The organism is Rhodococcus sp. ABRD24 (assembly GCF_004328705.1).
Classification (GTDB): Bacteria; Actinomycetota; Actinomycetes; order Mycobacteriales; family Mycobacteriaceae; genus Prescottella.
The window spans coordinates 2055292-2076513 of the sequence record NZ_CP035319.1; the positions used below are offsets into that span (position 1 = coordinate 2055292).

The 21222-nt window shown below is 68.3% G+C and carries 17 protein-coding genes; 12 read left to right on the plus strand and 5 right to left on the minus strand.

Features of this window, described 5'->3' with window-relative positions:
• Both ERC79_RS09145 and ERC79_RS09150 read right to left on the minus strand, forming a co-directional pair.
• A complete protein-coding gene (locus ERC79_RS09145) occupies window positions 1-330 on the minus strand; it encodes a hydrogenase maturation nickel metallochaperone HypA (protein WP_131577559.1) in 330 nt (109 codons plus the stop codon).
• A gap of 84 nt (window positions 331-414) precedes the next feature.
• Window positions 415-786 carry a metalloregulator ArsR/SmtB family transcription factor gene (locus ERC79_RS09150; RefSeq protein ID WP_131577561.1) on the minus strand — a complete coding sequence of 124 codons (372 nt, stop codon included), beginning with the start codon at window positions 784-786 and terminating at the stop codon, window positions 415-417.
• A gap of 88 nt (window positions 787-874) precedes the next feature.
• Between ERC79_RS09150 and ERC79_RS09155 the strand changes: the two genes are divergently transcribed.
• Window positions 875-1663, plus strand: coding sequence for an alpha/beta fold hydrolase (locus tag ERC79_RS09155; protein WP_165497208.1), 789 nt, complete (start codon window positions 875-877; stop codon window positions 1661-1663).
• Between the two features lie 73 nt (window positions 1664-1736).
• Here the strand turns inward: ERC79_RS09155 and hutC are convergent, their stop codons facing one another.
• The 3 genes from hutC to ERC79_RS09170 form a co-directional block, all read right to left on the minus strand.
• The gene (gene hutC, locus ERC79_RS09160; RefSeq protein WP_131577565.1) at window positions 1737-2492 is read right to left on the minus strand and encodes a histidine utilization repressor; all 756 of its coding nucleotides are present in this window, start codon (window positions 2490-2492) and stop codon (window positions 1737-1739) included.
• 99 nt (window positions 2493-2591) lie between these two features.
• A complete protein-coding gene (locus ERC79_RS09165; RefSeq protein WP_242676788.1) occupies window positions 2592-3476 on the minus strand; it encodes an aldolase/citrate lyase family protein in 885 nt (294 codons plus the stop codon).
• 94 nt (window positions 3477-3570) lie between these two features.
• Window positions 3571-6978, minus strand: a complete 3408-nt coding sequence (locus tag ERC79_RS09170) for an NAD-glutamate dehydrogenase domain-containing protein (RefSeq protein WP_131577569.1) — start codon at window positions 6976-6978, stop codon at window positions 3571-3573.
• 259 nt (window positions 6979-7237) lie between these two features.
• On the opposite strand from ERC79_RS09170, the gene hutU reads away from it, so the two are divergent.
• The 11 genes from hutU to hutG all read left to right on the plus strand — a co-directional run bounded on the left by hutU (window position 7238) and on the right by hutG (window position 21202).
• The gene (gene hutU, locus ERC79_RS09175; protein ID WP_131577571.1) at window positions 7238-8938 is read left to right on the plus strand and encodes a urocanate hydratase; all 1701 of its coding nucleotides are present in this window, start codon (window positions 7238-7240) and stop codon (window positions 8936-8938) included.
• A gap of 312 nt (window positions 8939-9250) precedes the next feature.
• Window positions 9251-10414, plus strand: a complete 1164-nt coding sequence (locus ERC79_RS09180) for an acyl-CoA dehydrogenase family protein (RefSeq protein ID WP_131577573.1) — start codon at window positions 9251-9253, stop codon at window positions 10412-10414.
• Window positions 10415-10428: 14 nt separating this feature from the next.
• Window positions 10429-11583 (plus strand): CoA transferase, encoded by a 1155-nt coding sequence (locus ERC79_RS09185; RefSeq protein ID WP_131577575.1) that lies wholly within the window; start codon window positions 10429-10431, stop codon window positions 11581-11583.
• A gap of 52 nt (window positions 11584-11635) precedes the next feature.
• Window positions 11636-12301: an IclR family transcriptional regulator gene (locus tag ERC79_RS09190; RefSeq protein ID WP_131577577.1), complete on the plus strand. Its 666-nt coding sequence runs from the start codon at window positions 11636-11638 to the stop codon at window positions 12299-12301.
• A 102-nt stretch (window positions 12302-12403) separates the two neighbouring features.
• The gene (locus tag ERC79_RS09195) at window positions 12404-13192 is read left to right on the plus strand and encodes an IclR family transcriptional regulator (RefSeq protein ID WP_131577579.1); all 789 of its coding nucleotides are present in this window, start codon (window positions 12404-12406) and stop codon (window positions 13190-13192) included.
• 157 nt (window positions 13193-13349) lie between these two features.
• Window positions 13350-14915 carry a histidine ammonia-lyase gene (gene hutH / locus ERC79_RS09200; protein WP_131577581.1) on the plus strand — a complete coding sequence of 522 codons (1566 nt, stop codon included), beginning with the start codon at window positions 13350-13352 and terminating at the stop codon, window positions 14913-14915.
• A complete protein-coding gene (locus ERC79_RS09205; RefSeq protein WP_131577583.1) occupies window positions 14912-16000 on the plus strand; it encodes a histidinol-phosphate transaminase in 1089 nt (362 codons plus the stop codon). The genes hutH and ERC79_RS09205 overlap by 4 nt, the downstream gene beginning before the upstream one ends.
• Before the next feature lie 14 nt (window positions 16001-16014).
• Window positions 16015-17379 (plus strand): FAD-linked oxidase C-terminal domain-containing protein, encoded by a 1365-nt coding sequence (locus tag ERC79_RS09210; RefSeq protein WP_131577585.1) that lies wholly within the window; start codon window positions 16015-16017, stop codon window positions 17377-17379.
• Window positions 17380-17546: 167 nt separating this feature from the next.
• Window positions 17547-18983, plus strand: coding sequence for a cytosine permease (locus tag ERC79_RS09215; RefSeq protein WP_131577587.1), 1437 nt, complete (start codon window positions 17547-17549; stop codon window positions 18981-18983).
• A 51-nt stretch (window positions 18984-19034) separates the two neighbouring features.
• Entirely contained in the window at window positions 19035-20240 is a 1206-nt protein-coding gene (hutI, locus tag ERC79_RS09220; protein ID WP_131577589.1) for an imidazolonepropionase, read from the plus strand.
• On the plus strand, window positions 20237-21202 hold the full coding sequence (gene hutG, locus ERC79_RS09225) for a formimidoylglutamase (RefSeq protein ID WP_131577591.1): 966 nt from the start codon (window positions 20237-20239) through the stop codon (window positions 21200-21202). Before hutI ends, hutG begins: the two co-directional genes overlap by 4 nt.
• The last annotated feature ends 20 nt before the right edge of the window (window positions 21203-21222 follow it).

The following is a 21222-nucleotide window of genomic DNA, read 5'->3' on the forward strand; positions in this document are numbered from 1 at the left end:
TCAACCCACCTCCATCGACATGATTCGCAGTTCCCGGCCCTCGAGGACCTCGACATCGGCGCTGCCGCACGGGCACAGCAGCACCAGATCCTGCAAGGGAAAGTTCGTGTCGCAGCCTCGACAGTGCGCCAGGCCCGGCGGTTCCTCGATATCGAGACGGGCCCCTTCTGCGACGGTGCCCTCGGTGACCAGTTCGAAGCAGAATTGCATTGCATCCGGCACCACAGCGCACAGACACCCGACCTGCAATCGAATGCTGTGCACAGTGCGACCGTCGGCGCGTTCGCACACCGCGTCGACGACACTCTGGGTGATCGCCATTTCGTGCATCACTGGTCCCCTCCGGACGGAGGCTCTCCGAAGCCACGATAGGCCGCGCCCGCGACCAGGAACAGAGGATTCGGCGAAGCGCCGTCAGTCGGCGTCGTGCTCGCGCTGGTGGCTGTGTTCTTGAAAGTGGGTGGCTCCGATGGTGTGCAGTAGTTCGTGCACCGTGTCATCGACCAGTCGGTAGCGGACGGTGCGACCGGATCGCTCCGCCGCCACCCAACCCTGCTGACGCAGCAGCCGCAGCGCGTGCGAGACCGCCGTGCCGGTCATGCCGAGTGCCGCCGCGAGATCGGTGACGCAGATATCGGGGGCGTAATGCAGGCACAGCAGCAGGCGCAGACGATTGGGGTCCGAGAGCAGTTCGAAGCGGTTGGCCCACCCGACGATGCCGGGCGTCTCGAGCGCCTGTGCGGCGCGGCGAGCGTGATCCGGGTCTAGAGCCGGGGTCGAAGGCAATGCGAGACGCCCTTCCACGTGGAGGTGCCCTGGCGGGCTGCACCGTCAGGCTCAGTGTAGGGCCGGCACCTACCGTGTAGGGGTGGTGATGCAACAGGCAATCAACTCGGTCGACGGGGTCGGGATCGCGTACCGAGTGATCGGCGAGGGGCCTCCGCTGCTGCTCGCGCACGGCACAGCGTTGTCGAGCGCCATCTGGCGCGCGTTCGGCTATGTGAAGGCACTGCGCAGCGAGTATCGGCTGATCCTGCCCGACATGCGTGGGCACGGGCGCAGCGATACCCCGCACGATCCGGAGTCGTACGCGATGGATCTCGTCGTCGGCGACCTGCTGGCGGTGCTCGACGCGCTGGAGATCGACCGCGTCCACTACCTCGGCTACTCGTTCGGCGGGCGCGTCGGCCTCTCACTCGCGGTCTCGGCCCCCGAGCGGCTGCGTACCCTCACGGTCGGCGGCGGCAGTTCCCGCCCCCAGGCCGGCTCGTTCGACAAACTGTTCTTCCCCGGCTGCATCGACGTCCTCGATAACGAAGGCATGACGGCGTTCCTCGATCAGTGGAACGCGCACCGGACGTGGCCGCTGGACGCCGCCACCCGGGCCGCATTCGACGCCAACGACACCCGCGCGCTGGTCGCGTACCTGCGGCGGTCCGAGACCGAGCCGGGCGTCCCCGACGCGGCACTCGAGGCGCTCGATCTGCCGACGCTGTTGTTCGCCGGGTCGGAGGACCGGCCCCGGCTGTCCGACACGAGGAGGCTGGCAACGCTGATCCCGGGGTCGCGGCTCGCCGTGATCGACGGCTTCGACCACGCCACCACGGTCGCGGCGTCGGCCGAGGTGCTGGCGGTGGTGAAACCGTTCCTCGCCGAACACTGACGAACTCCGAGCACTGACGAACTCCGAACACTGACGAAGCGCATCGATTCTCGAGCTCCACGCGTGTGAGCTCTCAGCGAGTGAACGCGCCCTCGAGACGATTCCGCGATCCGGGATGGATCAACCGAGCAGCACTGACGAGCCCGCGTTCGGACCACGTACGACGGCGGATCAGCAGACACGGCTCGGTGCGATCGATCTGCAGCAGACGGCACTCCTCCGGGCTGGCCAGGACCGCCTCGACGACGTGTTCTCCGCGGACCAGCGGTGCGACGCGGCTGAGATAGTCGTTCGGCGTGATCGCGGTGAAGTCCTGGTCGAGGTAGTCGGGCGCCTCGGCCGGGTTCACCAGACGGTCCTCCACCTGGATCGGCTTGTCGTCCTCGTAGTGCACGAGAACTGAGTGAAACACCCTGGTACCGACCGCATCTCGCAGGAAAGCCTGCGAATGATCGGTCTCCTCCTCACGGACGAAGACCACCTCGGTACGGTGCCGATGTCCACGCTCCTGAATCTCGTCCGCGATGTTCTTCACCTCGAACAGCGGTGAGGGCGTCTTGGTGCTGGCGACGAACGTGCCGATCCCCATCATCCGAACGATCAGCCCGTCGCTCGTCAGCTCACGCAGCGCCCGGTTGATCGTCATGCGGGACAGCCCGAGCGCACTCACGAACTGATTCTCGGACGGCAACTGATCGCCCTCGGACCAACGGCCCGAACGGATCTGCTCCACGACGAGCTTCTTCACCCGCTCGTATGCCGGCACCGACTCGCCACCGGCCTCCTCGAACAGCACGGCGAGTTCTGCGTCGACATCAACTATCGCCATACCCTGCACCCGCTCCTCGAGAAGAAGTCCCACCGCCCCGTTCGCCGACTCGGCCCACGAAGTCTACCGACCAGCGCGTTGCCGAAACGGTGCGCCTGGTCATCGACTCGCCGACACCTGAGCTTCCTCGATGGTGTCGATCCGGTACGTGCGGGCGCGGTCGAGGATCGCCTCGGCCGCGCGCAGACGGGGAAGATAGCTTCCGTCGATACTGTCGGTGCGGGCGGCGAGTAGTTCCCTGGCTCCTCGAACGTCTTCCGGGCTGGGCGCGAACTCGGTGTTGATCATGCCAATGTGGTCCGGCTTCACACAGAGCATGCCGCCCATCCCGGTAGCAAGGGACCGGCGGCAGTAGTTGCGAAGTCCGCCGACATCGGATGCGAGGGAGGGTCCGTCGATCGGAGCGGGGAGACCGGCCGATCGACTGGCCAGGACGAGATGCGCCCGAGCACCCATGGCCGTTGCCGAATCGTCCGTCGTGGCCGTGTCGTGACGAAAGTCGCCGCTTCCGAATGCCAAGCGGGTCAACGATTTCGAGCGTGCGATCGCAACCGCGTCCAGCACCCCGGTCGCCGACTCGATCAGCGCGATCAGACCTCCGCCGAAATCGCCCAGTTCGGCCGCGGTCGCGTCGATCTGTGCCGCCGACTCGGCCTTTGCCAGCACGACGCCGAGGATACCCGGGCATCGAGCCGCGAACTCGAGGTCGACGCCCCAATCCGATGTGGTGGCCGCGTTCACCCGGATCCAGGCCTGCCCACCTCCCGTTGCCCAGTCATGGATTTCGTCGCGGGCACGGGGCCGGTCCTCCGGAGCGACACCGTCTTCGAGATCGAGGATGACGGCGTCGGGGTCATAGCGTCGGATGCGGCCTTCGAGTTCGTGCGTGCGTGTTCCAGGCTCCAGCAGCCACGAACGGGCGTCTCGTGGAGAGACCGTTCCCACGGACTCACTGGTATTGCGGGAATTCACGGTAGTGATCACCTTTCCATCGTGAACAGGGAGCATGTCAGATCCTCCGGGCGGTGATTTGCACCGGTGGACGAAGACAGGCGCCGGGTGGCAGTGGACGGCCGGCTCAACCCGCCATCCGCCGCAGCTGACGGGACGCAACGGACAACGCGGCCAGATCCCGACGACCGGATTCCTCGATCTCCGTCAGTGCCGTGCGCGCGCGTCGAAGCCTCGGCTCGTTGCGTTCCTCCCAGTCCGCGAGCATCATCTCGGGGGTATCGCCCGGCACCGCATGGGCGAGCACATCGAGTGTCAAGGCTCGGACGCTGTCGTACAGCTCGTCCCGCAACGACAACCGGGCCAGCGCGTCCCACCGGTCCTCCTTGCCCAGAGCGGAGACCCCGTTCAGAACTGGGACCAGACCGACCCGTTCGCAGAGCCGGAAGTACAGCTCGCCCGTCGCAGCCAGGTCGTACTCGGCCAGTTCCGAGATCTCCACGACGTCGAGCAGGCCGAACCGATCGAGAAGCAGTTCCACTGCCCGTACCAGGTCCTCGGGCGCACCCCGCTCCGAGATCGCCCGCGTGCGGTTGCGGAGGTTGTCCCGATCCGTACCGACGAGCCAGTCCTCGAGCATTCCCGACGCCTGATCGATCCGGTCTCCGAATCGGGCGATCTCCGCACCCACGGCGAGCGGTTGGGGGCGCCGATTGAGCATCCAGCGGGAGGCCCGATCGAGGAGTCGGCGGGTGACCAGAACGAGTTCGTCCGCCACGCTCGTCGGGACCGGCGCCGCCGCGATCCGCGACCACAGCTCCGGCAGCCCGAACACTTCGGTGACGACACTGAACGCCCGGACCGCATCCTCCTCGCTCGCACCCACCTCTTCGGCGAGCCGGAAAGCGTAGGTGATTCCGCCGCGGTCGACGACGCGGTTGGTGAGCGCCGTCGCCACGATCTCGCGCCGCAGCGGATGGCGGTCGAGGGCGTCCGCGTAGCCCTGCTGGAGTTCGCGCGGGAAGTACTCACGCAGGGTCGGCAGGAACACATCGTGGTCAACCAGTTCACCGGCCAACAGGGCGCTCTTGAGCTCGAGTTTGACATGCGCCATGAGGGTGGACAGCTCCGGAGACCACAGCCCCTCCCCTGCCCGGTGCCGCGCAGCGATCTCCTTCGCATCGGGCAGCACTTCCAGAACTCGATCCAGTGCGCCGGATGCCTCGAGCGCCGCGATCTGGCGAGCGTGGACGCCGAGCATCTCGGGCGCATCCGAGCGGGCCGTACCCATCAGCTCGTTCTGGGACACGTTGTCCGCCAGAACCAGTGCCGCGACGTCGTCCGTCATCGCCGCGAGCAGGGCGGGCCGCTCGGCGGCGTCCAACCGGCCGGCGCCGACGAGGTCGTCGAGCAGGATCTTGATGTTGACCTCGTGGTCGGAGCAGTCCACTCCCGCCGAGTTGTCCAGGGCATCGGTACCCACTCGTCCACCAGCAGAAGCGAATTCGATACGTCCCGCCTGAGTCAGCCCGAGATTACCGCCCTCACCGACAACGCGGGCCCGCAGGTCGCATCCGTCCACGCGCACGACATCGTTGGCCTTGTCGCCCGCGTCGGCGTGGGATTCGTGCGATGCCTTGACATAGGTGCCGATCCCGCCGTTCCACAACAGGTCGGTCGGGGCACACAGGATCGCCCGGATCAGCTCCGGCGGAGTCATCTCCGCGACCTCCGGGGCCAGCCCGAGCGCTTGCCGTACGGGAGCACTGATCGGCACCGACTTCGCGGCCCGATCCCAGACTCCGCCGCCTGCACTGATGATCGTGCGGTCGTAGTCCGCCCACGAGGATCGCGGCAACGCGAAGAGTCGGGCGCGTTCTTCGTACGAGCGCGCGGGATCGGGTTCCGGATCGAGGAAGACGTGCCGGTGGTCGAAGGCCGCGACCAGCCGGATGTGCCGGCTGCACAGCATCCCGTTGCCGAAGACGTCGCCGCTCATGTCGCCGATGCCGGCGACGGTGATGTCCTCGCTCTGGCAGTCGACGCCAAGCTCGCGGAAGCGCCGTTTCACGCTCTCCCATGCCCCGCGCGCGGTGATGCCCATGGCCTTGTGGTCGTAGCCGACCGACCCGCCGGACGCGAAAGCGTCACCGAGCCAGAAGCGGTACTCGGCCGCGACCTCGTTGGCGATGTCGGAGAACGACGCCGTCCCCTTGTCAGCCGCCACCACGAGGTACGTATCGTCGGCATCGTGGCGGACCACGCCGGACGCCGGCAGGACGGCACCGGTGCGCCGATCGATGTTGTCCGTCAGGTCGAGCAGACCGCGGATGAACACGCGGTACCCGGCAATTCCCGCGGCCCGCAGCGCTTCTCGGTCAAGGTCGACATCACCGCTCGGTACCGGTGGCCGGCGCAGCACGAAGCCGCCCTTGGCTCCGACGGGCACGATGACAGCGTTCTTTACCGCCTGGGCCTTGACGAGTCCGAGCACCTCGGTGCGGAAGTCCTCCTTGCGGTCCGACCAGCGCAGCCCACCGCGGGCCACCGAGCCGAACCGCATGTGCACCCCGGCGACCATCGGGGAGTACACGAAAATCTCGTGCCGAGGCCGAGGCTCGGGAAGCTCCGCGATGTTGCGGGAGTCGAGCTTGAGCGCCAGGCACTCCCGGTCCGGACTGACGAAGTGGTTGGTACGCACAGTGTTGAGGATGGATCCCAACAGCGCACGGAAGATGCGGTCCTCGTCGAGTCCGAGTACGGAGTCGATCAGCTCGGTCACCCGCTCCGCGGCCGCCTCACCGCCGTCGGAACCGGCGGTGGACGGATCGAACCGGTCGGCGAAGCAGTCCGTCAGCGCCGCCGCGATCGCCGGGTAACGGCACAACGTGTCGGCGACATACGCACTGCTGTACGGGAACCGTGCCTGGCGCAGAAACTCGGAGTACGCACGCAGAACCGTGATCTCGCGCCAGTGCAGGCCAGCGCGGGCGACCAACTCCCCCAACCGGTCCGGTTCGGTGGCACCCCGCCACAACGCCTCGACCGCGGCAGCGAACCGGCCCGCGAACTCCCCGAAGCCGTCGACCGGCGCGATCGGATACCGGACGGTGAACTCGTAGATCCAGCAGGGCATCCCGGCCGGGGACCGCAGCGGATACGGGCGCTCGTCGAGCACCTCGACGCCGAGGCTCTGCAGGAGCGGCATGAGATCACCCAACGAGGCCGGGCGGCCGCCGACGTACAAGGTCAGCCTGTGGGTTCCCGGACCACCCGTGTCGGGAACGATGCGCGCGGCAATGGCTCCGTCGGCGATTCCGGCGAGGATGCCGAGGTCGATCCGCGCGCGGCTGGGGGCGATGTCCTGCTTGTACCCGGCCGGCAGACCGGGCACGAGTTGGGCGAGTTGCGAGCGCATGCCCGCGTCCATGCCGGCGAGCAAGTGCTGATCCCACCCCCGGAAGGCTTCGGCGAGAGCATCGTTGATCTCGTGGGGAGTGTGCATCGGATCGGTCTGGGTAGGGACGGTGTTCATCTGGGAACCTTCCGCCGGGTGCCACGCTGCACCCGGCTGGTCGTCGTGTCCGTTCGGCTGGTCGAACATCTCGAGATTCGGGGCGGCGCCGGGGATGCCCCTTGACATGAGCTTGTATAGACAGGAATATACAAGTCATAGTTGCAGAACGTGAGCCAGCGCACAACAGCTACGGACCGGGCGCGGACGACAACGGAGTCGACCGCAGCCCCACGGGAAGCAGCAGCGACGCTCACCGCCCGATCACTAGGAGCACCCGATGGACATCACCTCACCCGGCCACGAGGCCCGCCCGGTCAGCGCACCCCGCGGCTCCGAGCTGAACACCCTCGGGTGGCAGCAGGAGGGCGCGCTGCGCATGCTCATGAACAACCTCGATCCCGAGGTTGCCGAGCACCCCGACAACCTGGTGGTCTACGGCGGCACCGGCCGCGCCGCCCGCAGCTGGGCCGCGTTCGACGCCATGGTCGCGACGCTCAAGACCCTGAAGAACGACGAGACCATGCTGGTGCAGTCCGGCAAGCCGGTCGGCGTCTTCCGCACCAACGAGTGGGCGCCGCGCGTGCTCCTCGCGAACTCCAACCTCGTCGGCGACTGGGCCAACTGGGAGCAGTTCCGCAAGCTCGAGGCCGAGGGCCTGATGATGTACGGCCAGATGACCGCCGGATCCTGGATCTACATCGGCACCCAGGGCATCCTCCAGGGCACCTACGAGACCTTCGGCGCGATCGCCCGCAAGCTCGCGGCCTCCGGCCGGTATGAGCACAGCGGCGGAACGCTCGCCGGCACCATCACCCTCACCGCAGGAATGGGCGGTATGGGTGGCGCGCAGCCGCTGGCCGTCACCATGAACGAGGGTGTCGCGATCTGCGTCGACTGCGACGTCACCCGCATCGACCGCCGCATCGCCCACAAGTACCTCGACACCAAGGCCGACAGCATCGAGCACGCGCTGCAGCTGGCCACCGAGGCCCGGGATGCCCGCAAGCCGCTGTCGATCGGCCTGATCGGCAATGCCGCCGAGATCTTCCCGGCACTGCTCGCCATGGACGCGCCGATCGACATCGTCACCGATCAGACCTCGGCGCACGACCCACTGTCCTACCTGCCGATCGGCGTCGACATCGCCGACATGAAGGAACTGGCCGCGAAGGATCCGGAGAAGTTCACCGAGGACTCCCGCAAGTCGATGGCCGCGCACGTCGAGGCGATGGTCGGCTTCATGGACAAGGGTGCCGAGGTCTTCGACTACGGCAACTCCATCCGCGACGAGGCCCGCAAGGCCGGTTACGACCGCGCGTTCGAGTTCCCCGGCTTCGTCCCGGCCTACATCCGCCCGCTGTTCGAGGAGGGCCTCGGCCCGTTCCGCTGGGCCGCACTGTCGGGCGACCCCAAGGACATCGCCGCGACCGACAAGGCGATCCTCGAGCTGTTCCCCGAGAACGAGCACCTCAAGCGCTGGATCGAGATGGCCGGCGAGAAGGTCGCCTTCGAGGGCCTGCCCGCCCGCATCTGCTGGCTCGGCTACGGCGAGCGCCACAAGGCCGGCCTGAAGTTCAACGAGATGGTGGCCAGCGGCGAGCTGTCCGCGCCGATCGCGATCGGCCGCGACCACCTCGACTCCGGCTCCGTCGCCTCCCCGTACCGCGAGACCGAATCCATGAAGGACGGCTCGGACGCGATCGCCGACTGGCCGCTGCTCAACGCCCTCGTCAACACCGCGTCCGGCGCCTCCTGGGTGTCGATCCACCACGGCGGCGGAGTCGGCATGGGCCGCTCGATCCACGCCGGCCAGGTGTGCATCGCCGACGGCACCGAGCTGGCCGCGAAGAAGATCGAGGCCGTGCTCACCAACGACCCGGGCATGGGCGTCATCCGCCACGCCGACGCCGGCTACGAGCACGCCATCGACACCGCGCGGGAGCGCGGCGTCCGGATTCCGATGTCCGAGAACAGCTGACCGAGAACAACTGATCCTCACACCTGAACACGGCTCACGACGACCAGCGTGAGTCCGAGCCGGCGACACTTCACGCCGGTTCCGCGACGAGCGGCAACGCACAGGACGATCCCTCCTGCGTGTTGCCGCTCGTCGCGTTTGCGGTGCATGAGGTCGCTTTCCGGGCACAACTTTCCGGGCACAAAGGGCGGACCGCTGCCTCTGGACAAAATCCGTGAGCTGAGCCATAGTCATTTCATGCCATCTGATGGCAATTGAATGCCACTAGATGAAATCTACGATCCCCACCTCTCGTTCATCCAGGAGTTACCCGTGACCGCTCAGTCGCTCGACGACGCCCTCGACCTGTCCGAATTCCGCGCCACCGTGCGCGCCTTCGCGAACGCGGAGATCCTGCCCGGCGCGGCCGAGCGCGACGAGTCCAAGGAGTTCCCCGCCCGCCTGATGCGCCGCCTGGCCGAGCAGGACCTCATGGGCATCTCCGTTCCGGAGGAGTTCGGTGGCCTCGGCCTGTCGACCCGCGCCCAGCTCGTCGCCGTCGAGGAGGTCGCCCGCGCCGACGCCGCGTTGGCGTCGATCTACACCGCCCACTACCTGGGCCTCGAGCCGATCCTCGTCGGCGGCACCGAGGAGCAGAAGAAGCGCTGGCTGCCCGGGCTCGCCTCCGGTGAGGTTCTCGCCGGTTTCGCGCTCACCGAGCCCGACGCGGGCTCGGACATCGCCTCCATGCGCACCGTGGCGCGCCGTGAGGACGACGGCTGGCACCTGTCCGGCTCCAAGACCTTCATATCCAACGCCCGCGAGGCCGACCTCGTCGTGCTGTTCGCCAAGACCGACCCCTCCGCAGGCTTCCGCGGCATCACCGCCTTCGCTGTCCCGAAGGGCACGCCCGGCATCAGCTACTCGGAGCCGCAGGACAAGATGGGTATCCGCTCGGCGCCCACCTACACCGTCTACCTCGACGACGTGGTCCTCCCGCACGACGCCGTGATCGGCACCGAGGGCCGCGGCGGCAACATCGCACTCACGGCCCTCAACCGCGCCCGCATCGATGTCGCCGCGATGGCCAACGGAATCGCCCTGCGCGCTTGGGAACTCGGCCGCGAGTACGCGTCCGAGCGTAAGCAGTTCGGGCACCCCATCTTCGAGTTCCAGGCCATCCAGCTGCTGCTCGGCGAGTGCGACGCCAAGCTGGTCGCCTCGCGCGTGACCGCCGACTGGGCGTCCGACGTCAAGGACGCCGGCCAGGACCTGCGTCGCGCCGCGTCGATCTCCAAGTTCGTGGCGACCGAGGCCTGCTTCTCGATCGTCGACCAGGTCGTCCAGATCCACGGCGGCGCCGGATTCATGCGCGAGTCCGAGATCGAGCGCCTGTACCGCGACTGCCGGATCCTGCGCATCTTCGAGGGCACGTCGCAGATCCAGCTGCTCACCATCGCGGGCAACGCCCCGTCGATCCGGTCCACCGAGTACTGAGAGGCGAGGCGAACATGACCACCCCCGCACTCCCCCCGCTCGACGGCGTGCGCGTCGTCGACCTCTCCCGAGTCCTCGCGGGCCCGTTCTGCACCGCGCTACTCGCCGACGCCGGCGCCGACGTCGTCAAGATCGAGTCGAAGGCCGGCGAGGATTCCCGCCACCTCGGCCCGTTCCGCGACGGCGAGAGCATCTACTTCAACGTCCTCAACCGCGGCAAGCGCTCGATCGCGCTCGACCTCAAGGACCCCGAGGACCGGGAAGCGTTGCTGCAGTTGATCGCCGACGCCGACGTAGTCGTCGAGAACTTCCGCCCCGGCGTCACCGGCCGGCTCGGCATCGACTACGAGGCCGCCCGCGCCCGCAACCCGAAGATCGTCTACGCGTCGATCTCCGGTTTCGGACAGAATGGTCCGATGGCGGGCGCCGCGGCCTACGATCTCGTGGTCCAGGCACTGTCCGGCGTCATGAGCATCACCGGCACCGAGGACTCCGGTCCCACCCGTCTGGGTGAATCGTTCGGCGACACCATCACCGGCGTCTTCGCCGCATGGGGCATCAGCACCGCACTGCTGGCCGCCCGTGCCACCGGCCAGGGCCAGCACCTCGACGTCGCGATGTTCGACAGCATGCTCGCGATGCTGCCCACCGCGCACAGCCAGCTGCAGGCATCCGGCGAGACCCCCAAGCGGGTCGGCAACCGGCACCCCGTGTCGACGCCGTTCGACACCTACCGCGCCGACGACGGCCTGTTCGTTCTCGCGATCGCCAGCGAGAAGGGCTTCCAGACGCTGGCCCGCACAATGGGCCGCGAGGAACTGAGCACCGACCCCCGGTTCACCGACGACGCCCTGCGCACCGAGAACGAGCCCGCGCTGCGCAAGGAGATCGAGGGGTGGTCCGCGGGCAGGACGGTCGCCGAGGTTCTCGACCTGCTGGACGCGGCCGGCCTGGCCGGCTCCGAGGTGTGGGACGTCCAGCAGGCGCTCGGATCCGAGCAGGCCCGATTCCGCGGTGTCGTGGAGACATTCGAGCACCCCAAGGCGGGCACGGTGTCGTACGTCCGGCAGCCGGTCGTCTTCGGCGACAGCGCGCGTCCAGCGGTGCGGCGCAGCCCGCTTCTCGACGAGCACCACGACGAGGTCCTCGGCGGATCACCCGCACGATAGATTCGTCGAACAGTCGGCCGAACGGTCGACGTTCTCGGCATGGGAGACACGCATGGCCCCCGGTGACGTGACGCGCAGCGTCAGTCGGACCTTCGAACTGCTCAGCGCGATCATCGAGCACGGTGGACTGACCCTCGCCGACGCCGCGAAGACGACCGACCTCGCGACCAGCACGGCGCTGCGGCTGATCCGCAGCCTCGAGCAGACCGAGTTCGTGCTGCGCGGCGAGGACAACGTCTACCGCGTCGGTCCGCGTCTGCTACAGATCGGCGCGAAGGCCATCGCCGACAACCAACTGCTCCTGCGGGCGCAGCCGGCCATGGCCGAGATCGCCGAGATCACCCGGGAGTCGACGTACCTGTCGGCTCCCGGGCCCCGGGGTACGGCGCTGTACCTGGGGCAGATCGAGGGCACCCACGCCATCCGGCACATGGGGTGGGTCGGCCAGACCGTCCCCCTCATCGGGACCGCGGTGGGTGCGGCCCTGCTCGGCGAGGTGGGCGCGGACGGCTACGCCATCGCCCACGACACCATCGAGGAGCACTCCACCGGGGTGGCCGCCCCGATCTACGACGCGATCGGCCGGATCGTCGGAGCGCTGAGCGTCGTCGGCCCCACCTTCCGGCTCGACGACGACGTCTGCGCCCAGCACGGGCGGGTCCTCGTCGAGCGTTGCACGCAACTGTCGGCGGAACTGGGCCGCACCGTCCCGTCCTAGTCCGAGGACCGCCGGGATGGAACGGTTTGGTGCCACGGTCTCGTATTCGAGACAATGACGCGGCAGTCCGGCCGATCGGCCGGGATCGGAAGGGGACAATCGATGTCGACGAGCCGGGTCAAGTCCGCGGAACGGGTACTCGACGTGCTCGATCTGCTCGCCCGGCGGGGTGTCCCCATGGCCGCGATTGAAATCTCCAGTGCGCTGGATCTGCCCAAGAGCACGACGCATCACCTGCTCAACGTGATGCGGGACCGGCGATTCGTCTCCTACTGGCCCGATCAGCGGGCGTGGACGCTCGGCGTCTCAGCCTTCGAGGTGGGGGCGTCGTACATGCGTTCCGGACCGCTGCACCGCGAGGGGCAGCGGTACATGGTGGAGCTGACCAAGGCCGCCGACGAGACCTCGCATCTGGCAGTACTGCAGGGCACGGACGTGATCTACCTCGACAAGCGCGAACCGCTCAAACCTGGTGTGCGGCTGGTGACCGAGGTGGGCACCCGGCTGCCCGCGCACCTGACGGCCGTCGGACGCTCGATCCTGGCGCGTCTCGATCCCGAACAGCTCAGCGCGCTGTATGCCGGGTACAGCTGGCCGACGCGCACGGGCGAGGGCCCGCCCGCACTCGACGCACTACGCGAGTTGCTGCGTGCCGACCGCGAACAGGGATACGCGGTGGAGCGTGACTCCACGACCAACGGCGTCACCTGTATCGCCAGCCCCGTGGTGACCCGTGACGGGCGACCCGTCGCCGCGCTGGGTATCGCTTTCCTGACCGGCTCACGAGCGGACGAGGCGTCGGCCGAGCTAGCCGCTCTGGTGGTCGGCACCACGGCTCGCTTCTCGGCGAGCCTGAGTGACCGAATGGTCGAGCAGCCGATCGAATCCTGATCCACCGCTCCCCCTGGCTGAAGAGTTCGGTCGCGCATCCAACCCGCCTCGGTATTGTCTTACATTCCAGACTATGGTCTCGTATACGAGACAAGTTCTCGTGTGGCCACTCGCCCGAAGGCGACCACCGGGCCGTTCCCGTCCACCGGAGGCACCAATGACCCTCACCGCCCCGCCCGCCGTCACCCAGGTAATCGACGTGGGCCTCGGACCCGTCTCCATCCAGGACGTCGTCGACGTCGCGCGCCACGGGCACGGCGTGAACCTCACCGCAGAGGCCCGCGCCGAGATGGCCCGCACCCGCCGACGCATCGAGGACCTCGCCGCCGACCCCCGCCCGGTGTACGGCGTCTCGACCGGCTTCGGCGCCCTCGCCACCCGGCACATCCCGCCGCACCTGCGGACCCAGCTGCAGCGCAGCCTGATTCGCTCGCACGCGGCGGGATCGGGTCCCGAGGTGGAGCGTGAGGTGGTGCGCGCGCTGATGCTGCTGCGGCTGTCGACACTCGCGACCGGCCGCACGGGTGTGCGGGTCGAGGTGGCACAGGCATACGCCGATCTGCTGACCGCGGGCATCACGCCGGTGGTCCACGAGTACGGCAGCCTCGGCTGCTCCGGCGACCTCGCGCCGCTCGCCCACATCGCCCTCGCGGTGACCGGCGAGGGCACGGTCCGCACCGCCGACGGACGGTTGCTCGACTCCGCCGACGCGCTCGCCGAGCACGGCCTGACCCCCGTCGTCCTCGCCGAGAAGGAGGGCCTGGCACTCATCAACGGCACCGACGGGATGCTGGGCCAGCTCGCGCTCGCCGTCACCGATCTCGATCATCTGCTCAAGCTCGCCGACATCGCGGCCGCGATGAGCGTCGAGGGCCTGCTCGGCACGGACCGGGTGTTCGCGGCGGACCTCCAGGCGCTGCGGCCGCACCCCGGTCAGGCAGCGGCTGCCGCCAACATGGCTCGCCTACTGGCCGATTCGCCGATCGTCGCGAGCCACGCCGGTCCCGAGGACACTCGCGTGCAGGACGCCTACTCGCTGCGCTGCGCGCCGCAGGTGGCCGGCGGCGCGCGGGACACCGTCGAGCACGCCCGCACGGTCGCGCACCGCGAACTCGCCTCGGCCGTCGACAATCCCGTCGTCACGCTCGATGGACGGGTGGAGTCCAACGGCAACTTCCACGGCGCTCCCGTGGCCTACGTCCTCGACTTCCTCGCGATCGTCGCGGCAGACGTCGCGAGCATCAGCGAACGCCGCACCGACCGGTTCCTCGACGTCGCCCGCAACCACGGCCTGCCGCCGTTCCTGGCCGACGATCCCGGCGTGGACAGCGGACTGATGATCGCGCAGTACACCCAGGCCGCGATCGTCTCCGAACTCAAGCGGTTGGCGGCACCGGCGAGCGTCGACTCGATCCCGTCGTCCGCGATGCAGGAGGACCACGTCTCGATGGGCTGGTCCGGCGCCCGCAAGCTCCGCCGCGCCGTGGACGGGCTCACAAGGGTACTGTCGATCGAAATCCTGACCGCAGCAAGGGGTATCGACCTCCGTTCGCCGCTGCTCCCCGCCGCCGGAACAGGTGCGGTGGTCCGCGCACTGCGTGAGATGGTGCCCGGCCCGGGCACCGACCGGTTCCTCGCCCCCGAGATCGAGCAGGCCGCCGCACTCGCGGCCTCGGGCGCGCTCGTCGCGGCCGCCGAGACCGCGATCGGAGCACTGCAGTGACCCGCGCCGTCGTCCTACCCCGGCCACGACCCGAGATCGAGGCACTGCCCAGGTACTCGACCGCCTCGGGGGTGGCGACAGTGCGCTGGCGGGCATCGAGCAACGAGTCGGCTATCGCGCCCTCCCCGGCCGTCGCCGAGGCCATCGCCCGCACCGGCACTCACGGACATCTGTATCCGACGCCGTTCTCGGACGATCTGGTCGCCGCCCTGGCCGAGCGACTGTCCGTACCCGCCGCCGAGGTGCTCACGGGCGCCGGTTCGCTGGCACTGCTACAGCAGGTCCTCACGGCATTCACCGGCCCCGGCACCGAGGTGGTGCACGCGTGGCGCAGCTACGAGGCGTACCCCATCCTCATCGGGATCGCCGGCGCCACAGCGGTTCCGGTTCCACTGGACGCGCAACACCGCCACGACATCGATGCGATGATCGCCGCCGTGACATCGAGAACCCGGGTTGTGCTGGTCTGCAGTCCGAACAATCCCACGGGAACCGAACTGTCGACCGCCGAGCTTCGGCATCTCCTCGACTCCATCCCCGCACATGTCCTGGTCGTCCTCGACGAGGCCTATCGCGAGTTCGCCGCCGGGGATGTCGACGGCGTCGAACTGCTCCGGGCATATCCCAACCTGGTTGTCCTACGCACCTTCTCCAAGGCGTTCGGGTTGGCCGGCCTCCGAGCCGGGTACGCCATCACCCATTCCGAGACGGCCGGACACCTGCGCGCCGCGGCGCCGCCCTTCGGTCTGAGCTCGGTTGCCGAGGCGGCCGCATGCGCCGCTCTCACCGAGACGGCACACACCGACCGCATCGTGGAGTCGGTGCGGGCCGGACGTCGACATCTGCGCGCGGAGCTGACCGCAAGAGGGATCGAAACTCCCTCCAGTGGAGGGAACTTCGTCTGGATTCCCGTCGGCCAGCGGGCGGCGGCGCTCGAGGCGGCCTGCGTGGCGCACGGCGTGTCGGTCCGCGCCTTCCCCGGTGAAGGGGTGCGGGTGACCGTCGGAGAACGCGCCGCCGAGGACGCGGTACTCGCTGCCCTGAACGGACTCACTTCCGACCTGACCGCACGCCGACCCGACTGATACGAGGAAACCCGATGCCTCTCACCGCCCTCGCCGACTCACTCGGCTCGAGCCGGCTCGTCACCGACCCGGACGTCATGGACGCCCACACTCGGGACGAGGCGCACCTGGCGATCCCCGGACGCCCCCTCGCAGTGCTGCTCGCGGACTCCACCGACGATGTCGCGGCGGCCATGAAATGGGCCACCACCCATCGCGTTCCGGTGGTTCCCCGTGGCGCAGGCAGCGGCCTGGCGGGTGGCGCCACCGCAATCGACGGCTGCCTCGTGGTGTCGACCGTCGCGATGCGCACGATCGTCGAACTCGATCCGGCCGATCAAATTGCCGTGGTCCAGGCCGGCGTGGTGAACGCCGACCTCGACCGCACGGCCGCCGAGCACGGCCTGATGTACGCCCCCGATCCCAGCAGTTATCAGATCTCGACGATCGGCGGGAACATCGCAACCAACGCCGGCGGACTGCGGTGCGTCAAATACGGCGTCACAAGGGATTCGGTGCTGGGGTTGGAGGTAGTCCTGGCCGACGGCAGGATTCTGCGCACCGGTCGCCGCACCGTCAAGGGCGTGGCGGGCTACGACCTCACCGGGCTCCTGGTCGGTTCCGAGGGCACCCTCGGAATCGTCACGGGCGCCACCGTCCGGTTGCGTCCACGCCCACCCAGGGAACCGGTCACCGTCGTCGGCAGCTTCGGCTCGCTGCGCGCGGCCGCGGACGCCGTCGCGGCGATCGTACGAGCCGGAGTGGGACCGAGCCTGCTCGAGTTGATCGACCGAGCCACACTCGTCGCAATCGACGAGTGGAAGCGAATCGGCCTCGAGCCCGGGACGGAGGCGATGCTGATCGCGCAGGCCGACGGTCCGGACGCCGACGAGGCCGCCGCGGCCATCGAACGACACTTCGCCGACGCGGGCGCGGACTTCGTCGCGGTCTCCCAGGACCCCGCCGAGTCGGCACAGCTGCTCGAGATCCGCAGGCTCGCGTATCCGGCCGCCGAACGGCTCGGACAGTGTCTGGTCGAGGATGTGGGCGTGCCACGGTCGCGGCTGCCGGAGATGGTCGAGTCCGTCGAGGAGATCTCGCGGCGTCATGGCGTGACGGTCATGACCGTCGCGCATGCCGGCGACGGAAACGTGCATCCGACGTTCGTCTTCGACCGGCTCGCCGACGGATCCGTCCCGGACGCCGTCTGGGCGGCCGCCGACGAGGTGTTCCGGCGCGCCCTCGAACTGGGTGGCACGCTGACAGGCGAGCACGGCGTCGGCGTGCTGAAACGGCGCTGGATGGAGCTGGAGGTAGGCGAGACCGGTATGGACATCCATCGCGCGGTGAAAGCCGCCTTCGACCCGCTCGGCATCATGAACCCCGGAAAGGGATTCTGAGGGGTCCACCAGGCGAAACAAACCTTGATATTGACAGACCTGTATATACAGGCCTATACATTTCCTCTGGCGAGACGTGATCCAGAGCACAAGCATTGAAGAAGGTGGGCATCACCCCCGGAACCAGACCTCACCGAACGGTGGGGTCGCCGCAGAAAGAGCAGGCTATGACACACGACGGCACTCCCGAGGTGCTCCTCACCCCAGAACGACGGACAATCGACGTCGTTCCCGATGACGAACGCCACGGCACTCCCCGTAGCCAGTTCACCCTGTGGTTCGGCGCGAACATGCAGATCACCGCGATCGTCGACGGTGCCCTCGCCGTGATCTTCGGTGCCGATGCACTGTGGGCCATCATCGGCCTCCTGATCGGCAACATCTTCGGCGGCGCGGTCATGGCCCTGCACTCCGCGCAGGGGCCGCGGATGGGTCTTCCGCAGATGATCTCCAGCCGGGCGCAGTTCGGCGTCCGTGGCGCCGTTGTGCCCCTGGTTCTGGTCATCCTGATGTACCTCGGCTTCGCCGCGACCGGCACAGTGCTGGCCGGCCAGGCAGTGAACAAGATCCTGGGCATCGACAGTCCCGCAGTCGGCATCATCATCTTCGGCCTGCTCACCGCGTTCGTCGCCGTCACCGGGTACAAGTTGATCCACGTAGTCGGCCGCATCGCGACCGTCGTCGGAATCGTCGGCTTCACCTACCTCGCGATCCGCCTCTTCAGCGAATACGACGTCATCTCCTACGTCGGTGTGACCGGCTTCGACATGGTGACGTTCCTGCTCGCGATCTCCCTCAGCGCCGGATGGCAGCTCACCTTCGGCCCGTACGTCGCCGACTACTCCCGCTACCTGCCCCGGGAGACCAGCGAGCGCACCACCTTCTGGTCGACCTTCCTCGGCAGTGTGATCGGCTCGCAGTGGTCGATGACGTTCGGCGCCCTGGTCGCCGCCGTCGCAGGCAAGGCGTTCCTCAGCAATCAGGTCGGCTTCATGGGCGACCTCGCCGGCCCCGCGATCATCGCCATCCTGATCTACCTGGTGATCGTCGTCGGCAAGCTGACCGTCAACGTCCTCAACGCGTACGGCGGGTTCATGTCCATCCTCACGACGGTCACGGCCTTCAACGGACAGTCCCGCATCTCCACCACCGCGCGCACGCTCTACATCGTCGGGTTCACGGCGGTCTCCATGGTGATCGCGATCGCCGCCAGTGCCGACTTCCTGGACAACTTCAAGAACTTCGTGCTCGTGCTGCTGATGGTCTTCACGCCGTGGAGTGCCATCAACCTGATCGACTACTACCTGATCTCGAAGGAGCGGGTCGACATCCCGGCGTTGTACGACGCCAATGGCCGCTACGGCGCCTGGAATGTGACTGCCCTGGCGTGCTACGCCCTCGGCGTCGTGGCGCAGATCCCGTTCCTCGCCCAGAAGATGTACACCGGCCCGATAACCGACATGCTCGGCGGCGCGGACATCTCCTGGATCGTCGGCATCGTGTTCACCGCAGCGATCTACTACCCGGTCGCCCGGCGCACGAGCAATCCGCCCGCCGCGATGATCTACCCGCCGCACACCGAGATGGTCGACAGTCGAACCTAGTCCGCATCCGCCATCGTCCAGCTACAACGACGTCGCCAAGAGGAGACACACGTGACCACGACCGGTCCCCGGACCACCGCACTGACGAACATCGGAACCCTCGTCACCAACGACCCCACATCGGGTGAGGGGACGCTGGGTATCCGGCACGATGCGGCGGTCGTCTTCGAGGACGGTGTGGTCGCGTGGGTCGGCGACTCCGCGGACGCCCCGGCGGCCGACGCGGGTCACGATCTCGGAGGGCGGGCAGTGCTGCCCGGCTTCGTGGAGAGCCACTCGCATCTGGTGTTCGCCGGCGAGCGCGCCGAGGAGTTCGCCGCGCGGATGTCGGGTGAGAAGTACGCCGCCGGCGGGATCCGTACGACGATCGAGGCGACGCGGGCGGCGACCGACGAGCAGCTCGCCGCGAATGTGCAGCGGCTGCTCGACGAATCGCTCCGCTCGGGCAGCACCACCGTCGAGTGCAAGACCGGCTACGGCCAGAGCACCCCGGACGAGCTGCGCAGCGCGCAGATTGCGGGACGATTCACCGACGAGGTCACGCTGCTCGCCGCTCACGTCCCCCCGCCGGAGTACGCGGGGCGGGCGGACGACTACGTGGCGATGGTGCTCGACGAGATGATCCCCGCCTGCGCCCCGCACGCGAAGTGGATCGACGTGTTCTGCGAGCGCGGCGCGTTCAACCGCGAGCAGGCCCACGCCGTGCTGAGCGCGGGTGTCGCGGCCGGCCTGATCCCCCGCGTGCACGGCAACCAGCTCGGCGAGGGCCCCGGCGTGCAGCTGGCGGTCGAGCTGGGCGCGGCCTCGGTGGATCACGTCACCTACGTCAACCGCGCTGACATCGACGCACTCGCGGGAAGTTCGACGGTGGCGACACTGCTGCCCGGCGCGGACTTCTCCACCCGCAACAAGTACCCGGATGCCCGCGCCCTGCTGGACGCCGGCGTCACCGTCGCGCTGGGCGCAGACTGCAACCCCGGCACGTGTTACACCACGAGCCTGCCGTTCTGCATTGCGATCGCCGTCCGCGACATGCACATGACTCCGGCGGAAGCGGTGTGGGCAGCGACGGCCGGTGGTGCCAAGGCCCTCCAGCGCGCGGACGTCGGCAGCCTCCGCATCGGTGCCCGCGCGGATGCGATCGCACTCGACGCGCCCTCGTACCTACACCTCGCATATCGGCCCGGTGTTCCGCTCGTCCGTGAGGTTTTCAAGAACGGCATCCTGGCGGGCGGATCTGTCGGAGGTATCGCATGAGCCACGACATCGTCGTCGACATCGCCCCCGCGTCGTGGTCCGGCCGCACGGACGGCGGCACTCCGGAGCACCTGCGCTGGCACCAGGCCATCGCGCCCTACTCCCCCGAGCCGGGCGCCGGCAGCGTGCTGATCGGCTTCGCGAGCGACGAGGGCGTCCGTCGCAACAAGGGCCGTCGTGGCGCGGCCGCCGGGCCTGACGCCTTGCGCGCGGCGTTGTCCTCGATGGCGCTCGCAGAACCGCTGTCACTCGCGGATGCCGGCACGGTGGCCGTGACGGATGCAGACCTCGAAGCCGGCCAGGCTGCCCTCGGTCGCGCCGTGACGGCCGCCATGGACGCCGGACGGCTGCCCGTCGTCCTCGGCGGCGGCCACGAGGTCGCCTTCGGGACGTATCTCGGAGTGGCTCCCTCGGAGCTGCGAAAGCGCCACCCGCGGCTCGGCATCCTCAATCTGGATGCCCACTTCGACCTCCGCAGCGATCCAATTCCGAGTTCGGGCACTCCATTTCGGCAGATCGCCGAGGCTGAACAGGCCGCCGGTACCAGCCACCGATACGACGTGATCGGCATCAGCCAGCCGAGCAATACCGCGGCACTGTTCGATACCGCCCACCGGCTCGGGGTGCGGTATCTATTGGATGACCAGTGCGGGATCGCGGACCGCGCAGCCGTCGACGAGTTCGTCGTCGACTTCCTCGACGACGTCGACATCGTCTACCTGACAATCGATCTGGATGTGCTGCCTGCGGCCGTTGCTCCCGGGGTCAGTGCTCCCGCGGCCTACGGAGTGCCACTGGAGACGATCCAGCGCGTCTGCGATCGCCTGAGTGCGAGCGGCAAGCTGGCGGTGGTCGACGTCGCGGAGCTCAATCCGGCTCTCGATATCGACAACCGCACCGCCCGTACCGCGGCGCGGCTCATCCACCGCATCGTCACCGCACACGTTCCGCCGACGCGCTGATCGGAGACCGTCCTCCTCGG

Excerpts from the sequence above, each read along its gene's own strand:
- ERC79_RS09190 (WP_131577577.1), top strand. The coding sequence starts at position 11,636 with ATGGCCCCCGGTGACGTGACGCGCAGCGTCAGTCGGACCTTCGAACTG.
- ERC79_RS09185 (WP_131577575.1), top strand. The coding sequence starts at position 10,429 with ATGACCACCCCCGCACTCCCCCCGCTCGACGGCGTGCGCGTCGTCGAC.
- hutC (WP_131577565.1), bottom strand. The coding sequence starts at position 2,492 with ATGGCGATAGTTGATGTCGACGCAGAACTCGCCGTGCTGTTCGAGGAG.
- hutG (WP_131577591.1), top strand. The coding sequence starts at position 20,237 with ATGAGCCACGACATCGTCGTCGACATCGCCCCCGCGTCGTGGTCCGGC.
- ERC79_RS09170 (WP_131577569.1), bottom strand. The coding sequence starts at position 6,978 with ATGAACACCGTCCCTACCCAGACCGATCCGATGCACACTCCCCACGAG.
- ERC79_RS09195 (WP_131577579.1), top strand. The coding sequence starts at position 12,404 with ATGTCGACGAGCCGGGTCAAGTCCGCGGAACGGGTACTCGACGTGCTC.
- hutU (WP_131577571.1), top strand. The coding sequence starts at position 7,238 with ATGGACATCACCTCACCCGGCCACGAGGCCCGCCCGGTCAGCGCACCC.
- ERC79_RS09145 (WP_131577559.1), bottom strand. The coding sequence starts at position 330 with ATGCACGAAATGGCGATCACCCAGAGTGTCGTCGACGCGGTGTGCGAA.
- hutH (WP_131577581.1), top strand. The coding sequence starts at position 13,350 with ATGACCCTCACCGCCCCGCCCGCCGTCACCCAGGTAATCGACGTGGGC.
- ERC79_RS09210 (WP_131577585.1), top strand. The coding sequence starts at position 16,015 with ATGCCTCTCACCGCCCTCGCCGACTCACTCGGCTCGAGCCGGCTCGTC.
- ERC79_RS09215 (WP_131577587.1), top strand. The coding sequence starts at position 17,547 with ATGACACACGACGGCACTCCCGAGGTGCTCCTCACCCCAGAACGACGG.
- ERC79_RS09155 (WP_165497208.1), top strand. The coding sequence starts at position 875 with ATGCAACAGGCAATCAACTCGGTCGACGGGGTCGGGATCGCGTACCGA.